This window comes from Mucilaginibacter daejeonensis (genome assembly GCF_020783335.1).
Taxonomy (GTDB): domain Bacteria; phylum Bacteroidota; class Bacteroidia; order Sphingobacteriales; family Sphingobacteriaceae; genus Mucilaginibacter; species Mucilaginibacter daejeonensis.
The window spans coordinates 1,702,035-1,717,091 of sequence record NZ_CP086068.1; the positions used below are offsets into that span (position 1 = coordinate 1,702,035).

General features: G+C 48.6%; 12 protein-coding genes. 6 read left to right on the forward strand and 6 right to left on the reverse strand.

From position 1 onward, the window contains the following. Positions 1-44: 44 nt before the first annotated feature. The 6 genes from LLH06_RS07375 to LLH06_RS07400 form a co-directional block, all read right to left on the reverse strand. On the reverse strand, positions 45-386 hold the full coding sequence (locus tag LLH06_RS07375) for a zinc ribbon domain-containing protein YjdM (RefSeq protein WP_228172627.1): 342 nt from the start codon (positions 384-386) through the stop codon (positions 45-47). 127 nt (positions 387-513) lie between these two features. Then, positions 514-1,851, reverse strand: coding sequence for a HAMP domain-containing sensor histidine kinase (locus tag LLH06_RS07380; RefSeq protein WP_228172628.1), 1,338 nt, complete (start codon positions 1,849-1,851; stop codon positions 514-516). A 1-nt stretch (position 1,852) separates the two neighbouring features. Further along, on the reverse strand, positions 1,853-2,530 hold the full coding sequence (locus tag LLH06_RS07385; protein WP_228172629.1) for a response regulator: 678 nt from the start codon (positions 2,528-2,530) through the stop codon (positions 1,853-1,855). Then, entirely contained in the window at positions 2,527-3,261 is a 735-nt protein-coding gene (locus LLH06_RS07390) for a hypothetical protein (protein ID WP_228172630.1), read from the reverse strand. Before LLH06_RS07390 ends, LLH06_RS07385 begins: the two co-directional genes overlap by 4 nt. A gap of 140 nt (positions 3,262-3,401) precedes the next feature. Then, complete coding sequence (locus LLH06_RS07395; protein ID WP_228172631.1) at positions 3,402-4,121, reverse strand: hypothetical protein; 720 nt, start codon at positions 4,119-4,121, stop codon at positions 3,402-3,404. Positions 4,122-4,227: 106 nt separating this feature from the next. Then, the gene (locus LLH06_RS07400) at positions 4,228-4,878 is read right to left on the reverse strand and encodes a response regulator transcription factor (RefSeq protein ID WP_228172632.1); all 651 of its coding nucleotides are present in this window, start codon (positions 4,876-4,878) and stop codon (positions 4,228-4,230) included. Between the two features lie 123 nt (positions 4,879-5,001). Between LLH06_RS07400 and fdhD the strand changes: the two genes are divergently transcribed. From fdhD to LLH06_RS07430, 6 genes are all read left to right on the forward strand, one after another. Beyond that, positions 5,002-5,916 (forward strand): formate dehydrogenase accessory sulfurtransferase FdhD, encoded by a 915-nt coding sequence (fdhD, locus tag LLH06_RS07405; RefSeq protein ID WP_228172633.1) that lies wholly within the window; start codon positions 5,002-5,004, stop codon positions 5,914-5,916. Beyond that, a complete protein-coding gene (locus LLH06_RS07410) occupies positions 5,900-6,268 on the forward strand; it encodes a DUF7009 family protein (RefSeq protein ID WP_228172634.1) in 369 nt (122 codons plus the stop codon). Before fdhD ends, LLH06_RS07410 begins: the two co-directional genes overlap by 17 nt. A 1-nt stretch (position 6,269) precedes the next feature. Next, the gene (locus LLH06_RS07415) at positions 6,270-8,594 is read left to right on the forward strand and encodes an FdhF/YdeP family oxidoreductase (RefSeq protein ID WP_228172635.1); all 2,325 of its coding nucleotides are present in this window, start codon (positions 6,270-6,272) and stop codon (positions 8,592-8,594) included. A 113-nt stretch (positions 8,595-8,707) separates the two neighbouring features. After that, the gene (locus tag LLH06_RS07420) at positions 8,708-9,100 is read left to right on the forward strand and encodes a DoxX family protein (protein WP_228172636.1); all 393 of its coding nucleotides are present in this window, start codon (positions 8,708-8,710) and stop codon (positions 9,098-9,100) included. Between the two features lie 214 nt (positions 9,101-9,314). Further along, complete coding sequence (locus LLH06_RS07425) at positions 9,315-12,398, forward strand: helix-turn-helix domain-containing protein (protein WP_228172637.1); 3,084 nt, start codon at positions 9,315-9,317, stop codon at positions 12,396-12,398. Between the two features lie 93 nt (positions 12,399-12,491). Next, positions 12,492-14,828, forward strand: a complete 2,337-nt coding sequence (locus tag LLH06_RS07430; RefSeq protein WP_228172638.1) for a glycoside hydrolase family 31 protein — start codon at positions 12,492-12,494, stop codon at positions 14,826-14,828. The last annotated feature ends 229 nt before the right edge of the window (positions 14,829-15,057 follow it).

Here is a 15,057-nt window from a genome sequence, read left to right on the forward strand (position 1 = left end):
CGAATCAGAAAATTCAAGAAAAAACAAGAAATCCAGACAAAAAGCTATGCTTTCTTAACAAATTCAGACTTTAACGCCATGGCCCCAAAACCATCGATCTTACAGTCGATATTGTGGTCACTATCCACTAATCTGATGTTCCTGACCTTGGTTCCCGACTTTATACCATGCGGTGATCCTTTTACCGGTAAGTTCTTGATCACCACCACGCTGTCGCCATTTTGCAGGATATTACCGTTGCTGTCCTTTACAATAAAGCCTTCTTCGGCGGCGGCCTCCTCTGGCAATTTCCACTCGTGGCCGCACTCAGGGCAAACCAAAAGATCGTTCATTTCATAAGTATAGGCCGATGCGCAAAGTGGGCAGGCAGGTAATTCAACTGACATAGGGGTATCAAAGTATTTGCTGCAAAGGTACGAAATCCGACATGACAACGGTTGGTTGTAAGCATCAGTAGGTGTATACAAGCTATAAAAAGCCTGTTTGAGCTCATTATAAAGGCATTTGTTCTGTTTAAGCTTGATGCGGCAGCCGTATCAAAACTTTGAAAAGATGGTCCTGCGCAGCAAGTTCGAGCTTGCCCCGATGCGCCTCAATGATCTCGCGACAAAGCCATAGGCCCACACCTGTGCCGTTATCCAGTATGTTATTGCGGTAAAAAGCGGTGGTAAGTTCGGTGGTATCCAGCGTAGGCTGTCTGATCGCATTCTGTGTACTGATCAGCACTTGATCCTGATCAGTGTCAAAGGTCAACTTGACCTCGATCACCGTGTTAGCAACACTGTATTTGATAGCGTTGATCAATATATTGGTGAGCACGATACGTATCTTTTCCTTGTCGGCCATTAGGGTCAATTCAGGCATTTCCTCATCCAGTTTAATGCTAATGCTCAGCCCCCTGTCAGTGCAGAGCGGCTTAAGCTGATGGGCGATCTTCATGCATGATTCAGACAGATCAAAGCACTCACAATGAAGCTGTAGGCGTCCGGCTTTGATCTGGCCGATCAGTAAGAAATCCTCCACGATCTTTTGCAAGCGGCCGATCTCGGTTAGCTGGCTGCTCAAAAGTGAGGCCAACATCTCGTCGGTATCTGATCTCTTTAAAGTCACTTCTAATTCGGCCCGCATAATGGCTAAGGGCGTTTTCAATTCGTGTGAGGCTGAAGCGAAAAAGTTCTGTTGTTGTTGAAGGGACAGGTCTATCCGTTGCAGCATCTCGTTGATGGTCTCGGCCAGTACCTGCAGCTCATCCTGGCTTTGTTTTACCGGAACACGCTCTTGCAAATGTCCTGCGGTGATGCTTTTGGTCTTGTTGATGATCTGTTGTAAAGGCTTTAAAAAGAACCGTGCCAGCCAGAACGATATCAAGCCTGATATGAGCACGCTCACCAGCGTACATAACAATAGAAGCAGCAAAAGATACTGCAAGGTGGCTTGAAGGGCGCTTGAGCTAACGGCCAGCATCAACTCAGCAGGATTTTCATCACTTGCATTACTCACATAAGCTATCCTGAGCCCCAAGGTATCGCTCACGCCGGTGCGGCGGGGCAGGGGGATCTTGCCTATGGTGCCCGGGGAAGTGAATAGCTGGGTCTTGGTGCCATTAAAGTTGCGCGCGAACACCTTTATTGATGTGTTCTGGTCAGGCAAGGGGATGATGACCGGGCTCACCTCTGTTTTGTCGAGCAGTGCATTGGCGCGAGACAATAGGTAGCGGTTGTGGTCGGCAATTATCAGTTCGCGTATCTTACGGTAGCTATATAGGTTCAGCAGTATACTTAATAGCGTGAACACTAAGGCAAAAGCCATGGTGATCTTTAAGCGTATGCCATATCTTGTGCCTGATGCCATATCAACGCGCTTGCGCTTTTAACGTATAACCCCTGCCGATCACAGTATGAATAAGCGGGTGCTCGCTATCCTTATCGATCTTTTTGCGGAGTTGGTAAAGGTGTACCTCGATCACGTTGCTACCCGGGTCAAAGTTCATATCCCAAACTTTTTCGAGGATCTGGGTCTTAGTGACAACCCGTTCGGCATTGTTCATCAAGAATTCGAGTAAGGCGAATTCGCGGTTGCTTAGGTTCACAGCCTTATTGGTGCGTGTTACCTCTCTCGAGTAAAGGTCCATCTCCAGGTCCTCATAACGTAACTTAGCGGTTTGTTGGTTGGTGTTGCGGCGTTGCACGGTGCGTACCCGTGCCAGCAGTTCGTCTAACTCAAATGGTTTCCTGAGATAGTCGATCGCGCCGAGGTCAAGCCCTTTGATCACATTGTCGGTGTCGCCGAGGGCACTTAAAATGATCACTGGCACTTGCTTTCCAAAGCTTTGCAGATTCTTTAGTACGTCGAAACCATTCATGCCGGGTAGCATCAGGTCGAGTAGGAGCAGGTCGTAGTCGTTCACCATCAAGGTCTGCAAACCGGCGGAACCATCAGTAACGTGATCACAAACGTGGCCGTTCTGCGTGAGGCCTGCGCAAATGTATTTGCTCAGCTTAGGTTCGTCCTCTATCAACAGTATCTTCATCGTATCCTAAATGTTCTATCGTCAATGGTGATGCTGACCACAACATATACCTGGTCATGCTGCGCGTTCACAAAGCCTTGGTCATCATTGCGTTGCACCGCGAGAAGTTTAATGTTTAGGCCCTTTTTGATCAGTGCCTGTATATCTTCCACCTGCTCGGGCCTGAAATGGAAAAGTTTACCGCCCGACCTTAACGCCACCACGCCGCCGTAGCTATCGGTAAGTACCGTCGGCCGATCCAGAGTGAACGCTAAAGGTCGCTCTTCTTGCGGCACACGCGGAGGGGGCGGTGACTGATCAATGTTCGCTGACTTTCCGGTCCTCACATCCTTTACCGCATGCAGTTCGTTGCCTATCGCCTCGTCTTTCGGTCGGGTATCATAGGTGATCAGTACGTCCTTACCAGGCTGAGCGACAGATAGCACTGCACGGGCCGCATGAGGGTGAAACTCGTAGGTGAGCAAGCCTTCTCCGGCCTTTTCCAAACGGATGCCATTGATATCCAGATGTTCATTGTGAATGTAATCCTTTACAAGCCCCTCAATCTCTTTGAGCTCCCGGCCCGGTCGCTCCAGCGGTCTCGGTGGCAGGCCATCCACGGGCGGCGGTGGCGGCGGACCCGACCGGCCGATCTGGTAAACCAGCACGCCGATCACCGATAACAGCACAATGATACACACGATCAAAACGATCGTTACGGTCGAGAACGGTCTGGTTGGTCGGTCGGCCATGGGTGGGTTATTAAATGCTAAGCACTGATCAGCTATGTAATGCTTGTAACGCAGAACGTAAAGTGATCACAGATGTTTGAAGTATAACAATGGCCACCCGCATAGGTGGCCATTGCGTTTTATTTTAAAGATGCTATATATCATCTTACCAGATAGGTCTGCCCAGCGATCGACAGAGTTCTCGCATCGGTCACCTCGATATTCTTGGCAAGCACCACGCCTGGGCGGGGCGGCCTTTGTACGCCAGTACCTGACAGTTGAGTGCCCACCTTCAAGCTCGTTCCCAGTTGCTCAATGGCTGGAGGAGGCAAAGCGATAAAGGTTTTTGAATTAAGCACGATACCGTTGATCATGCCACGTTGATCGTGGTTCAGTTCTGATATACTGCCCGAAAAGTTGGCGGTCTTTTCTACCGGTAGGGTTTGTTCTACGGCTGGCGGGGTATCGGTAATGGTAGTGCTGCCTGCTTTCACGCTGTATAACCGGAATGCTGGACCATCTGGTGTATCATCGTATACACCATTGATGCTTACCTCGGCGCCTTTGGCAGCGGCTTTCATAAGCTGCGCGGCCAAGTGCGGCGGAAACTTAACGGCAATGTTCTTTTCGCTGCTTCTCAGGGTCAAGCCGTCATATTCGTACCGGTCGTTGGCGTTATATTCTACTACTTTGCCACTGATGCTGGTCAATGCTTTTAAAGCCTGTGACGGTGGAAATGGCCGGTCTTTACCTGCGCTTGGGCCCGGACCTTCCATGGGTCGTTGCGGGGGAGGAGCAGGAAGGTTTTGCTGGGCGTTCACTTCAAGGGCTGAGAGCACAACTACGGCGGTCAGCGTTAGGATCTTTGATGCATTTTTCATATCTCTACAGTTTTATTTCTTTAATTATTGACTCAAAGTTCCTGAGTCCAACTGAAGCGGACATGAAATGCACATTAATTTTTCTTCATCTCGTCATGAATAATGGTCACACCTGAACGATATCATTCTTGATCGCATAGAGTACCAGGCCGGCCAGGTTCTTGCTTTCGGTCTTGAGCAAAAGATTGGCCCGGTGAAAATCGATGGTCTTGGTGCTCACGAACAATTCTTCGGCGATCTCGGCATTGGTCTTTTCCAGGCAAAGCAACCTCAATACTTCAACTTCCCGCTCGGTCAAATTGTTCAGCACCGGGTTTGACCGGTTACTGTTGCTGAATTTTTTTTGCAGGGTGCCGAACACATACGCGTTCATATAATAACCGGTGGTGTGTACGCTCTGTATGGCAGTGATCAGCTCTTCCTGTGTGCAATCTTTATCAAGGTAAGCGGCGGCACCTGCACGTATCAAGCTGGCGATCAGTTGAGGTTCCCGGTGCTGTGAGAGCATGATCGTGCGTACGTCAGGATGGTCGCGTTGTATCGCTGCGTTCAACTTTACGCCATCTATGCCGGGCATGTCGATGTCTAATATGGCAATATCCGGACGGGCGGTACCGTTGGCAAGATCGTTCAGGAAGTTTTGCCCGTTGGCATAGCTGTTGACCACGTACAGGCCTTCCACATTGGCGATCGCCAACCCAAGGATCTGCCTGAATATATTTTGATCATCTACTATTACGATACCTACCTTTTCCATGAACGCCTAAAATTAAAGTTTATGCCCCATTAATGAAAGATGAGATGTGTTTTTGAACTGTTACGGCATATTATTCCGATCAGATCTGAATACTGTAAGAACAATTTCATCATAAGCAAACCTATGTCACCTTCCAAGCGTTCTGCTTCATATCACCGCCTGACCGTTCTATTCGTGCAAAAAGCTACTCAAAGCATCGGACTTACAAAGGTCATTCATGGCAATAGCCAGGAACATGAGGATGTGCTTGCCATTGAAGAACCATTAGAGATCAGGTTGGCTTACCAGGAGGCTGGCATAAGCAAAGTTAAAAGCATTTCGGTCACTATGCGTACGCCCGGCCGTGACGCTGATCTGGCCACCGGCTTTTTGTATACTGAGGGGATCATTAACAGTATCGATCAGATATCAGCCGTAGGTCAAACTGCTTTTACCTGTGCCGAGAATAAAGAGAATATCATCCAGGTAATACTTAAAGACGGCGTTGTTCCGCATCTTCAAAACACCGACCGAAACTTTTATACTACATCCAGCTGTGGCGTGTGCGGCAAAGGTTCGATCAACGCCATCCGTACCGTAAGTTCCACCGAACGCTCGCCCGATGAGTTGACGATCAGCACTGATCAACTCTACGGTCTTCCGCGTGCACTTCGTGAACAGCAAGCCATTTTTGACGATACGGGAGGCTTGCATGCCTGCGCACTGTTCAACACGTCAGGCGATCTGACGTTGTTGCGCGAGGATGTGGGCCGCCATAATGCTTTGGATAAGCTCATAGGCGCTTCCTTGCAAATGGGCCAGCTTCCGCTCAATGATCACATACTGCTGCTGAGCGGGCGTGCAAGTTTCGAGTTGATACAGAAAGCGGCGATGGCCGATATCCGTATCGTTGCAGCTATAGGTGCCCCTTCAAGCCTGGCGGTACAATTAGCCGAGGAATTCAATATCACGCTGATCGGTTTTTTACGTGATCAGCGCTTTAACATATATACATTGCCCCACCGGATATTACTATCAGTTCATGAAAATTCGTATTAAAGGAAACACCGTACGCTACCGGTTAACAAGATCAGAGGTGGATGCCTTGCAGGCAGATGGACACCTCGAAGAACATACGCAGTTCATCAGCAACACGATGACCTACGCTATTGAAAAAGCCGACGCGCCACAGCTTCAAGCTGACCTGACGCAAAATAAGATCACTTTATTGATACCTGCTCCGGCGCTTCAGGAGTGGGCCACTACCGAACAGGTAGGGATGGACCATCATATGCCGCTGCCCGACGGCGGGTCGTTATATCTGCTGCTCGAGAAAGACTTTAAGTGTATCGACGGCGACATGACCGAAGACCAGTCCGACTATTTTGAGAACCCTCATTTAACTTGCTGATATGAAACAGGATAACGAGTCTCGATCGCCCAAAGCAGAGGACCCGGCAGAGCTATCAGAACTTAAACGTTCGGAACCGGAAGATATAGCTGCCGGTTTCGAGGCAGTGTATGAATCATTTAAACATGCACTAAAGGAAGGGGGAATGATCAGGGCCGGTAAGGCGTTGCTGAACCTCAATCAAAAAGGGGGCTTCGATTGCCCGTCGTGCGCCTGGCCCGATCCTGACGATGATCGGTCGGCCATAGCCGAGTATTGCGAGAGCGGTGCCAAGGCGGTGGCCGAGGAGATCACCACCAAAAGCTTGAAGGCCGATTTTTTTGCGGGGAACTCAGTTTATGATCTTTCATTACTGGACGATTACGAGATAGGTAAGAAAGGCCGCATCGCACAGCCCATGTACTTACCCGAAGGTGCTACGCATTATCAGCCCATTAGTTGGGACGATGCTTTTAAAACGATAGCTGGTCACCTCAACCGTGCTGCTGATCCTAACCAAGCCATATTTTACACGTCAGGCCGTACCAGTAATGAGGCGGCGTTCGTATACCAATTGTTCGTGAGGCAATACGGTACCAACAACCTGCCCGATTGCTCCAACATGTGTCACGAATCTACCAGTGTGGCGCTCAAAAAACAGTGTGGATTGGGCAAGGCCTCCATTAAGTTAGATGACCTTTATCAGGCCGAAGTGATCATCATCATCGGTCAAAACCCCGGTACCAACGCACCGCGAATGCTGTCGGCCTTACGTAAAGGGCGCGAGAACGGTGCCAAGATCATCGCCATCAATCCCATGCGCGAGACCGGCCTGATCGGTTTCTCTGATCCACAGAATGTCAAAAGTGCGTTGCATCTCAATACCAAGGTATCTGACCTATACCTGAAACCCAAGATCAATACTGATCAGGCATTGCTCAAAGCTTTGCTAAAGAAGCTATGGGACGAGGAGCAAAATGCTCCGGGTACGGTGTTCGATCATGATTTCATTAGCAACTACACCACCGGCTATGACGAGTTGATGGCCGCTGTAGCGGGTTACGATGCCGATGATCTGTTGGCTTACACCGGCATCACCCAAGCCGAGATGCACGAGCTTGTAGAGATGGTTAAGAACAAGAGCAAGATCATTTTTTGCTGGGCCATGGGCGTTACACAGCATAAAAATGCGGTGAATACCATTTATGATATCATGAATATCCTGCTCCTTAAGGGCAGTATCGGTAAGCCGGGTGCCGGATCTTGCCCCGTACGTGGGCACAGCAACGTACAGGGCGACCGCACCATGGGTATTTGGGAAAAGCCTGAAAAGGCCATGCTGGATAAGCTGCAAAGTATATACGGATTTGATCCGCCCCGTGAAGAGGGTTATGATGTGGTGAAAGCCATCAAGGCCATGCACGAGGGTAAGGCCAAGATCTTTTTTGCCATGGGTGGCAACTTCTTGTCGGCAACGCCTGATACCACTTACTCGGCCAAGGCACTAAGGCAGTGCGACCTGACCGTGCATGTGAGCACCAAACTTAATCGGAGCCATTTAGTGCACGGCAAAGAGGCGCTAATTCTGCCGTGCCTGAGCCGTTCTGATAAGGATATTCATGACGGTATGGAGCATTTTGTTTCCACTGAAGGCACGACCGGCGTAGTTCAATCTTCTAAAGGGGTGTTAGAGCCTGTTTCAGAACATTTGCTGAGCGAGGTGCAGATCATTTGCCGCTTGGCTAAGGCCACCTTCGGCCCTTCAAGCGTAGTGAATTGGGATGCATTTGAAAAGAATTATGATACTATAAGGGATGATATCGAGAAAGTGGTCAAGGGTTTTGAGAACTATAACCAGCGGGTCAGGGTGAAGGGAGGCTTCTATCTGCCGAATGGTCCGCGTGAACGTAAGTTCGATACGGAGGCAGGCAAGGCATATCTGATCGTGACACCGTTCGAAAAACGTACGATGAATGCCGGAGAGCTGATCATGATGACCATCCGAAGCCACGACCAGTTCAATACTACCATATATGGATTAAAAGACCGGTATAGAGGCGTGGGCAACGAGCGACGGGTTATATTCATGAACCTCAAGAACATGGAACAGCAAGGCCTGCGTAAAGATGATGTAGTGGATATTTACAATCATCATAACGGTGTGGAACGGGTGGCACGCCAGTTCATTGTAGTGGATCATGATATTGCAGAAGGTTGTGTGGCTACCTACTTCCCAGAGACCAACGTACTGGTACCGATCGATCAAACTGCCGACGAGAGTGATCAGCCAGCATCAAAGTCGGTCATCGTAACACTGAAGAAGACGGTGCGTAATGACAGGAAGTAGCTCAGTTGAGCGCGTACTTATTTAAATATGTTGTACAAGGGCATGGTATTTGAAACCTTCAACGTGCACATACATGCTGAAGGTATATTATCATTCGTATTAGCTAAACGACCATGGATAAACAGACATTAAAGACAGGCGCACGCATATTGCTCGGTGCCAATTTGATCGTAGCAGGAGTAGGTCATTTGACCTTTGCCCGTAAAGGTTTTCAGGCACAGGTACCCAATTGGGTGCCGCTTGAAAAGGACAACACCGTAGTATATTCCGGCTATGCAGAGATAGCATTGGGAAGCGCCATTTTGTTCACGCCAAAAAAGTATCGCTCTACCGTGGGCAAGATCGCTGCTGGTTTTTTCGCAGCGGTATTCCCGGGCAACGTTGCGCAATATGAGCATCATCGCAGTGCTTTGGGCCTTGATACAGATAGAAAGCGCTTTGTTAGGCTCTTCTTCCAACCAGTACTGATCGGTTGGGCACTGGCCAGTATGAGCGATGATAAATAGGTCGTTCGATCGACCATAATTAAAAAGGGATCTGACATCAGGCCCCTTTTTGGTAGTGTTTGGGTGGCATCAGCTTCGTTACATCACATCCTACGCACTTGCGTTTGTGTGGGTTTGCTTAACTAATACTATATTGCGGTATTATAAGCCAAACGCGTTCGCACTCATGCGTCTCTTTCTTGTCATCACTTTTTTAAGCTGTTACTGTTCTGCTGTGCTAGCCGCGCCCAAATATGCGTTCACGCCCATTGATGTTAACAGCGGTCTTTCGGGTAACCAGGTCAGGAACATTGCCCAATTACCCGACGGGAGGATGGCCATCATTACCCAAGGGCTTATCAATATATATGATGGGGCCAGATTCGAATATCTTCACTACAACGAGAATAATAGCGTAAAGCTTTCGGGGTATAAAGGTTTTCATCATGTATACATGGGAGCTAACGGTTATATGTGGCTCAAGAACTATCACCAGTTGTTCATCATTGATGTAAAGCACGAACGTTTTGCGCCATCTCCTCAACAGGTGCTTCGCTCGATGGGTGTCACTTTTTCTATCAGTGACATATTTATGGATATAGCACACCGGTTGTGGCTAGTGAGTGATAATGACGACCTTTATTTGCTGCCCGAGGGCAAGGACCGGCCACAACTTTTTCATAAAAAGATCACCTCATTGGCCGGGAAAGATGATCAGGTGTATGATGTTGCGGTGTTGGATAACAAGCTTTTCCTCTTTTACCGCTCAGGTATAATGATCTGCTTTGATCTTCGTACGGGCAAAGAGGTGTATCGACAGCAGTCGCTGACCGATGAACAACGCGAAAAGTATGCTCAAACCTCATTTGTGATACCGGCCGAGCATCAGCTTTATCAACTGCGCAACGGCGTGGGCGGTGGTACCATGCTGAGTTATGATCTTGCCAAGCGGAAATGGAATACTGTGATGCAGGCCCAAAAATGGTTGAATTACCTATCGGTCGAGCAGAATGGAGGTATTTGGGTGAGCGGTGCCGAGGGGATGTGGAAGATCGACAGAACGCTTGGTGACCGAGAGTTCATTCCGCAACTACGGCTGGTAGACGGGCAGGTGATCACTACCGAGGTGAGCACTATTTTTCATGATGATCAGGGTGGCATGTGGTTAGGTACAATTAACCGTGGGTTGCTTTACTATCACCCTGATCGCTTCAAATTTAAAAATGTAGGCAAAACGCTATTCCAAATAGACCCAGGCGCCACGATCAATGTGTCGGGATTTGCGCAGGTAGATGGTCAGCATGTGCTGGTCGGTACCTTACAAGGTCTATATCTATACAATAGTGTCACCGGGGCCATGGAAAGGTTGCAAGCGGGCAACGGATCGGTTTGTTTGTCGTTGATGCCTGACAAAAAAGGAGGTGTCTGGATAGGCACCGAGAGGGATGGACTTATATACATGGATGCACGTCGTGCGTTGCATCGCTATCCTTCGTCACCATGGCAGGTTCATTCCATAACTTATCACACAGATACTACCTTAGTGCTAAGCACCAATGGTGACGGCTTTGGTATCTTCAACACGGCCAACGGTAAATATAGCCGCATCGAAGCCAGCAAGGGCGAAGGCCTCCACGATATATTCCAAACGGCCTTTATTGGCCAACGGCTTTTAGCTGGCATTTGTCCGGGTGGCTTTTTCATTTATGATACGCAAACCAAAAAGCTCAGGTTCAAGGCCGATAACAAAGACTACAACGCCATACTGGTCGAACGTGATAAGCATATCTGGCTGGGTTCGCAGGATGGTTTGCAACTGTGGGATAGTTCAATGAAAAGGCTGAGGTCCTTTTATACCACAGACGGACTGATCAATAATTACATCCAGTCGATCATACAGGTGGCCGATGGTTCGCTTTGGGTGTCAACCTCGGGCGGCCTTACCCAGATCCGCACCGTGACGGATGCCGATGGCCATAAGCGTTACCTGTTCTCTGGCTTTAACCGGTTGGATGGTGTGATCGCCAATGAATTTTGGGATCGTTCAGTATACCTGGACGCTTCGGGAAACATCTATTGGGGTGGTACGGATGGATTCAACATCTTGCCGGTCGGGCGTGCCCCTGCACCGAAATTGAAGAATAAGCCGCTGTTCGTGAGCTTCTATCTCTTCAATAAAGAGGTGGAGCGTGGTGTGGATTATGAGGGTAACGTGATCTTGAAAGACGCGTTACTACGCACACAAGAGATCACTTTGGAGCACGACCAGGACTTCTTCAGCCTTGAGTTCTCTGCCTTGAATTACGTCAATCCGCAGCAAACCTATTATCGCTACCAGCTGATCGGTGTGGACCAACAAGAACAAGAGCTCAGATCTACAGATGGTAACGGCCGCTTTAATTACACCGACATTCAGCCAGGCACTTATACGTTCAGGGTGAGGGCGTCTGACAATAGCAACAACTGGCAGGACAATTACGCGGAGGTCAAGGTCATCGTTAAAGCGCCGTTCTGGAGAACGGGGTTGGCTTATGTGTTATATGTCGTGATCGTTATAGGCGCCATCACTGCCGGCATCTGGTACTATCTTGGTAAAAAGCGCGCTAAGCTGGTGCTGGAACAAAAAGAGAAGCTGGATGAAATGAAGACCGCGTTCTTTAAAAATGTGAACGCCGAGATCAGGGAGCCGTTGGCCCATATCATAGAGCCGCTGGATACCATTTTAAAGCAAACGGAGGAGGGTAGGCTGAAGCTACGCCTGAAGGAGATACAAAACAACGCTCGTGATCTGCAAGATCTGGTTGGACAGCTATCTAAAGGGGTGCTATCGCCTGTCGAGGCTGATGAGAACGAGCTGAACATGGATGTGCTCCTTCTCAACATGCGCAAATTGCTGGACACCCAGCAGGAACGTAAGCAGCATGCCGAGGAAAAAAGCAGTAAGGAAGTGGACAATGAGACTTTGCTTACCGCTGCAGATGAAAAGCTGCTGCAGCGTGCATTGGCCTTCGTACAAACCAATATGGATGATCCGGCCTACACAGTGGAGTCGTTAAGTAAAGACATGGGTATGGATCGTACAGGTCTGTATCGTAAGCTGGTGCACATTATTGGTAAAACGCCTACCACCTTTATCAGGTCGGTCAGGCTCAAACGGGCAGCGCAACTTTTAGAAGAAGGATCAAGCGTTGCGGAGGTGGCTGACAAGGTAGGCTTCAATACGTCGAGCTATTTGACCAAGTGTTTTCAGGAGGAGTTCGGTATGACGCCATCCAACTATGTTGCATCGTTAAAACGTTCGCAAAACCTCTCTAATTGATCAAATTTCAACTAATTTGTTAAAAGTTTCAACATAATTGATAACGCCGTGCGGGTGTTGAGCATACATTTGCTCTACCAAAACGAACCAATTATGATGAAAAAGAGATCAGTGAGTGCACTTGTTTTTTGGCTTACTGTTTCAACGGCCTTAGCGCAGGGAGTGGTCAAAAGCCCGTCGGTAGCTCAGGTGAAAGTGAACGACACAGAGGTGGCGGTACAGTTCTATTCGCCCTCGATCGTTAGAGTATTCAAAACACCTGTAGGCAAGCCTTACCAGAAAAAAAGCCTGGTGGTGATCAAGACCCCCGAAAGTGTGAAGGTATCACAGATCAATAACGGCAACGACCTGGTGTTACGTTCAGCGGCCTTGAAAGTGGTAGTTGACCGCACCAGCGGAAGCTTAGTCTTTTATGACCTTGCAGGAAAACGATTATTAAAGGACAGCATCACCACCTTTACTCCAAAGGACGATGCCGGCACATCCTCCTACACTGTAAAAGGCTATTTCGTACTGGATAAAGTAGAGCCGATCTATGGTGTTGGGCAGGTAATGGACGATAAGTTCAACAGGCGTAATTCTACCTACCTCATGAAGAACGAGAATACCTTCACCTATTCGCCGTACTTTATGTCGGCCAAGGGGTATGGCGTGTATTGGGATAATTATTCGATATCTGAATTTGTCGATAAGCCCGGCGACCTATCGTTTCAAAGTCTGGGCCATTGCGCCGACTATTATTTCATGTACGGGAAGAACGCAGATGGCGTGATCAAAGAGGTGCGTGACCTTACCGGTAAAGCACCAATGCTGCCGTTATGGGCGTACGGGTTCTTCCAAAGCAAGGAGCGTTACAACACTCAAGAAGAGGGGCTTAAGGTGATCAAAAAGTATCGCGAACTGCAGGTGCCTATCGACGTACTGATACAGGACTGGCGCTATTGGCCAGAATTTAACGGCACGGATAGCGCCTGGAACTCTCAGCGTTTTGACCCGGCACGGTTTCCGGAACCTAAAAAATGGGTTGACGCGATCCATAAGCTAAACGCTAAACTCATGATCGTGACCTGGCCGGGTTTCGGGCCTAAGACAGATCAGCGTAAGGAGTTGGAGGCTAAAAAAATGATACTCAACTTTGATACCTGGCCTCCTAAGAGCGGCGCTAAGCCATATGATGTGTTCAACCCTGAGGCATTGAATATCTATTGGAAATATTTGAACAGCCGCATATTCAGTTACATTGATAACGATGGCTGGTGGCTCGATTCAACTGAGCCCGACCACATTAATGTAAAGGAGTCTGACTTTGATGTGCCAACGCATCTGGGTTCTTATCGTAGCGTCAAGAACGCTTTTTCGCTCATGCATAATGGTGGCATAGCCACGCACCAAAAGGGATTTAACCAAAACAAGCGTGTTGTATTGCTTACCCGCTCAGGTTTTGTAGGCCAGCAGCGTTACGGCTCAAACACCTGGAGCGGCGACGTGGCATCTACCTGGGATATGCTGCAAAAGCAGATACCTGCTGCGCTCAACTATACCTTGATGGGTATACCCAACTGGAACAGTGATATCGGTGGTTTCTTTGCTGGCCGTTGGAACAAGGAGGGCGGCAACAAGAACCCTAAATACCAGGAGCTTTACCTGCGCTGGATGCAATTTGGCACCTTTTGCCCCATGATGCGATCGCACGGTACTGATGTGGCTCGTGAGATATTCAACTTTGGCAGCCGTGGCGATTGGTGCTTTGATGGTCAGGAAAAAATGATCAACCTGCGTTACCGTTTGCTCCCATACACGTATAGCACATCGTGGGATGTGTCGCATAATGATGGCACGTTCATGCGTCCGCTGATCATGGACTTTATCGCTGATCCAAAGACCCACGACCTGGGTGGTCAGTATATGTTCGGTCGTTCGATCATGGTTTCGCCAGTGACCAAACCAGAGGTGACCAACTGGCCGGTTTACCTTCCTGCGGGTACACAATGGTGGGATATGTGGACCGGTGAAAAACACCAAGGCGGGCAAACGATCGACAGGGCAGTGCCAAAGGATATAATCCCGTTGTATGTAAAGGCCGGTTCCATCGTGCCCTGGGGACCAAAGGTGCAGTACACCAACGAGAAGAACTGGGAAGATCTGGAGCTGCGAATTTATCCCGGTGCTAACGGCACATTTACCTTGTATGAGGATGAGAAGGACAATTATAACTACGAAAAAGGTATCTATAGCACTATTGATATCAAATGGAACGATCAGCAAAAAAAGCTGACCCTATCGGCTCGCAAAGGCAAATTCCCGGGGATGCTGACCTCACGCAAATTTAAAGTGTGTGTAGTAAGGCCCGGTGTTAACGTAGGTATGGAGCCTAACGTGGCCACAAAAGTTGTGAGCTATAAAGGTGACCCATTGACCGTGCAGCTATAGAAAGCGAATTGTGGTAAAATGATAAATAGCATAGCTGGCATACATGGGTTTCATGCCAGCTGTGTTTAATGACCTATAGACCAATTAATGGTGATGTGTCAGTTCAAAGCTGACATGAGCTGTCTATTCATAGATAATCAACCATGTTGACCAACCTATTTGAGCGACGCTAAAAACGTTAGTGTCACCAAATAACACCTATGCAGCTAAGCTAGTTAAGCGTTGGCTG